Origin of the sequence: Pseudonocardia pini (genome assembly GCF_013870575.1) — a bacterium.
Classification (GTDB): Bacteria; Actinomycetota; Actinomycetes; order Mycobacteriales; family Pseudonocardiaceae; genus Pseudonocardia; species Pseudonocardia pini.
This window is the reverse complement of sequence record NZ_JACBXB010000494.1, coordinates 1-4,169: the sequence shown is the minus strand read 5'-3', so window position 1 is coordinate 4,169 and position 4,169 is coordinate 1. Positions and strand designations below refer to the sequence as shown.

Genomic DNA, 4,169 nt, shown 5'->3' with positions numbered 1-4,169 from the left:
GCCACAACGCCGCCGACGCCCTGGACCTACCCCCCTGACCCCACGCCGTCAGGGATGACCTCCGGCCTGCCCAGCAACCGGCGGACGCGGTTGGGCACCTCGCGCACCGGCGTGGCCGTGAGCACCAGGAACGCGTAGAAGCTCAGCAGCAGCAGGACCGGCACGGCGACCCAGGCGGTGAGCCCGCTGGCCAACGGCGTGGCGGCGACGTACCCGACCGCCCCGCCGCCGGTGGCCCAGCTGGCGGGATCGTCCGGCGAGCCGGAGAACAGGTGGATCATGCCGAGCACGCCGAGGGTGAGCAGCAGGGTGCCCACGGCGATCCGCGGCCGGGCCTCCGGGTGCGACGGCGTGGTCATCAGCACCACGCCCACGATCAGCAGGATCACCGGGAGCAGTGCGCCCGCCAGCCCGAAGACGGCGCCGACGCCCGCGGAGAACCCGCGCCCGACGGGACCCCCCGCACCCCACCAGATGCCCGCCGCGGAGATCACGGCGAGCACGATGAACAGCACTCCGAGCCCGTCCCGGCGGTGGGCCGGGTCGATCTCCCGGGTCCGCCCGGCGGCGCGGCCCGCGGACTTCGTCATCTTGACGACGCCGCGGCCGACCGCGTCGATCCCCTTGTCGATCAGGTCCGGCTGCTTCTTCGCGGGTGGACGCCTCGCCGGGGTGCGCTTCGCCGGGGTCCGGGAGCGCGCCGAACCCGACCGGGACGGGGAGGACGAGCGGGTGCGCGAGGAGGACGCCCGCGGCCGACCGGAACCGGCCGTCGCCCATGCCTCACCGCTCGCGGCCCGCCCGGCCGCTCCTCGTCCTGCCATGTCGCCCACGGTAGTCGCGGAACCCGACGAATCCCGTGACCGCCACACCCCGCCCCGTCCGACTCACGCTCCGCGAGTCCCCCGCTCCCGACGCGCGAGTCGGACGCTCCGGGCCCTCAGACGCCGATGACGGTCGGGACGATCATCGGGCGGCGGCGGTAGGTCTCCCCCACCCACTTCCCGACGATCCGGCGCACCGACTGCGCCACGCGGTGCGGGTCGGTGATGCCGTCGTTCTCGGTGCGCGACAGCTCGTCCTCCACCAGCGGGAGGACGGCGTCGAGCGCCTTGGGGTCGTCCGAGAAGCCGCGGCCGGACACGGTCGGGCGGGAGATCGCCCGGCCCGTGGTCTTGTCGATGGCCACGGTGATCGAGATGAACCCGCCCTCGCCGAGCACCAGCCGGTCCGACAGCGTGGTGTCGCCGATGTCACCGACGAGGTTGCCGTCCACGTACACCCGGCCGACCTCGACCCGCCCGGTGATCGCGGCGCGCCCGTCGACCAGGTCGACGACCACGCCGTCCTCGGCGATCACGACGCTCTCCTCGGGCACGCCGGTCGCCACCGCGAGGGCCTTGTTCGCCCGCAGGTGCCGCCACTCGCCGTGCGCGGGCATGACGTTGCTCGGCCGCACCGCGTTGTAGAGGAACAGCAGCTCACCGGCAGGCGAGTGGCCCGAGACGTGCACCTTCGCGTTGCCCTGGTGCACGACCTTGGCGCCGAGCCGGGTCAACCCGTTGATCACGGCGAAGATCGCGGTCTCGTTGCCCGGGATCAGCGAGCTGGCCAGCACGATCGTGTCCTCGGGCCGGATGATCACGCTGCGGTGGTCGCCGCGTGCCATCCGAGACAGCGCGCTCAGCGGCTCGCCCTGGGAGCCGGTCGAGACCAGGACCAGCTGGTCGTCGGGCAGCTTCATCGCGTCGTCGAGGTCGACGAGCAGCCCCTCCGGCACGTTGAGCAGGTCCAGCTCGCCCGCCAGGGCCATGTTCCGGACCATCGAGCGGCCCGCGAAGCAGACCTTGCGGCCGTGCGCGGCGGCCGCGTCGAGCACCTGCTGCACGCGGTGCACGTGGCTGGCGAAGCACGCCACGATGATCCGCGACGGCGCCTTGGCGAACACGTCGGAGATGACGGGGCCGATCTCGCGCTCCGGCGTGACGAAGCCCGGCACGTCGGCGTTCGTGGAGTCCACGAGGAACAGGTCCACGCCCTCGTCGCCGAGCCGCGAGAAGCCCGCGAGGTCGGTGAGCCGGTCGTCGAGCGGGAGCTGGTCCAGCTTGATGTCACCGGTGTGCAGCACGAGGCCCGCGGGCGTGCGGATGGCGACGGCGAGCGCGTCGGGGATGGAGTGGTTGACCGCGAAGTACTCGCAGTCCCACGGCCCGTGGTGCAGCCGGTCGCCCTCCTTCACCTCCAGCAGGTGCGGGGTGAGACGGTGCTCCTTGCACTTGGCCGCGACCAGCGCGAGCGTGAACCGCGAGCCGACGACCAGCAGGTCCGGCTTCTGCCGGAGCAGGAACGGCACCGCGCCGATGTGGTCCTCGTGGCCGTGGGTGAGGACCAGGACGTCGATGTCGTCGAGCCGGTGCTCGATCGCCCGGAAGTCCGGCAGGATCAGGTCGACGCCGGGCGAGTCGTCCGACGGGAACAGGACCCCGCAGTCCACGACCATCAGCCGGTCCTCGTACTCGAAGACCGTCATGTTGCGGCCGATCTCGCCGATGCCGCCGAGGGCGTAGACCCTCAAGGCCCCCTCTGGGAGCGCAGGCGGCGGGCCCCCGGGGAGCTCGGCCGGGTTGGTGACTTCCGGCGGCGGTGCCGGACGGTCGAACGACCGGTCCCGGCGGCCCCGGTTGCGGTTCCGCCGGTCGTTGCGGGAGGAGGGACGGCTCAAGTGATGTGCTCTCTCTTCGGAGGGGGATCGGGCCTGGTCGGCCGCCTCAGCGGTACGCGACCTCGGCCCCCAGGTCGGTGGTGGTGCGCGTGCCCAACGCGCCGTGGCCGGGATCGGCCGGGCGGGCGTGCGGGATGCGGTCCGGGTCGAGCGCGACGCCGCCCGCCATCAGGTCCGCGGCGATCAGCGCGATCTGCTCGTCGGTGGCCGGGGGCAGCGGCAGACGCGGTTCGCCCACGTCCAGCCCGCGCAGCCGCAGTGCGGTCTTGGAGAACACCACGCCGCCGACGCGACCCATCCCGCGCAGCAGCGGGATCATCGCGTAGTGCAGGGCGCGGGCCCGGGCGTGCTCGCCCGCCTCGTACGCGTCGAGCAGGGCGCGGAGCCGGTCCGCCACGACGTGCCCGATCACGGACACGAACCCCACCGCCCCGACGGAGAGCCAGGGCAGGTTCACCGGGTCGTCGCCCGAGTAGTAGGCGAGCGTGGTGGTGGCCAGCACCTCGGTGCCGACGCGCAGGTCGTTGCGGGCGTCCTTCACCGCGACGATCCGCGGGTGCTGCGCGAGCCGCTGCAGCGTCTCGAGCTCGATCGGCACGACCGAGCGCGGCGGGATGTCGTAGAGCATCACCGGCAGCTCGGTGGCGTCCGCGACCGCGGTGAAGTGCAGGACCAGGCCGTTCTGCGGCGGCCGCGAGTAGTACGGCGTGACGACGAGCAGCCCGTGCGCCCCCGCCTTCTCCGCCTGCCGCGCGAGGTGCACGCTGTGCGCGGTGTCGTAGGTCCCGGCCCCCGCGACCACGGTCGCCCGATCCCCCACCGCGCTCACCACGGCCCGGACCAGCGCGGCCTTCTCCTCGTCGCTGGTCGTCGGCCCCTCGCCGGTGGTGCCGTTGACGACGAGCCCGTCGTTGCCCAGGTCCACCAGGTGCGCCGCGAGCTCCTCCGCCTTCGCCAGGTCCAGCCGCCCGTCGACGTCGAACGGGGTGACCATGGCGGTCAGCACCTGGCCGAAGGGACGCGCGGGCGTGGGGCTCATGGGGGTGACGGTACCGTCCCGGCCTCAACAGGTCTGGTTGCGCGGGGCCCCGGGCGCCGCGAACTCGACGCGGAGCGCGTCGGTCCGCTTCAGCACCACCGCCGTACCCGAGCCGGGGGTCCAGTCCGCCGGCAGGAACAACATCTGGTCGGTGCTGCGCAGGACGAGCTTGAGCCCGGTGTAGCGGACCCGGTACAGCCCGTCCGGGTCGGCGCACCGGGTCGCGGTCACGGCGGGGAGATCCAGGGCGAGCGAGCGCTCGCTGAAGAGGACCGCGTCGGGTGTGGTCGGCAGCGCCGCCGTGATCTGCTGCCCGCGCAGGCACGGGAGGGACGGCTACCGGGGCGAGCGCACCCTGCACGTGCTGACGGTCAGGAGTATCGACGCGGCTTGAGGCGGGGTGGTCTA

At 73.3% G+C, this 4,169-nt stretch carries 4 protein-coding genes; all 4 read right to left on the bottom strand.

Annotation, left to right across the window (positions count from 1 at the left end; all coding sequences use genetic code 11):
* Window positions 1–26 precede the first annotated feature (26 nt).
* Window positions 27–824, bottom strand: coding sequence for a DNA translocase FtsK 4TM domain-containing protein (locus H5J29_RS23165; RefSeq protein ID WP_181783148.1), 798 nt, complete (start codon window positions 822–824; stop codon window positions 27–29).
* A gap of 116 nt (window positions 825–940) precedes the next feature.
* Window positions 941–2,575 carry a ribonuclease J gene (locus tag H5J29_RS23160; protein ID WP_246394174.1) on the bottom strand — a complete coding sequence of 545 codons (1,635 nt, stop codon included), beginning with the start codon at window positions 2,573–2,575 and terminating at the stop codon, window positions 941–943.
* Between the two features lie 193 nt (window positions 2,576–2,768).
* Window positions 2,769–3,761 carry a 4-hydroxy-tetrahydrodipicolinate synthase gene (gene dapA / locus H5J29_RS23155; protein ID WP_181783146.1) on the bottom strand — a complete coding sequence of 331 codons (993 nt, stop codon included), beginning with the start codon at window positions 3,759–3,761 and terminating at the stop codon, window positions 2,769–2,771.
* A gap of 24 nt (window positions 3,762–3,785) precedes the next feature.
* Window positions 3,786–3,992 carry a hypothetical protein gene (locus H5J29_RS23150; RefSeq protein ID WP_181783145.1) on the bottom strand — a complete coding sequence of 69 codons (207 nt, stop codon included), beginning with the start codon at window positions 3,990–3,992 and terminating at the stop codon, window positions 3,786–3,788.
* Between the last annotated feature and the right edge of the window lie 177 nt (window positions 3,993–4,169).

Excerpts from the sequence above, each read along its gene's own strand:
- H5J29_RS23165 (WP_181783148.1), bottom strand. The coding sequence starts at position 824 with ATGGCAGGACGAGGAGCGGCCGGGCGGGCCGCGAGCGGTGAGGCATGG.
- dapA (WP_181783146.1), bottom strand. The coding sequence starts at position 3,761 with ATGAGCCCCACGCCCGCGCGTCCCTTCGGCCAGGTGCTGACCGCCATG.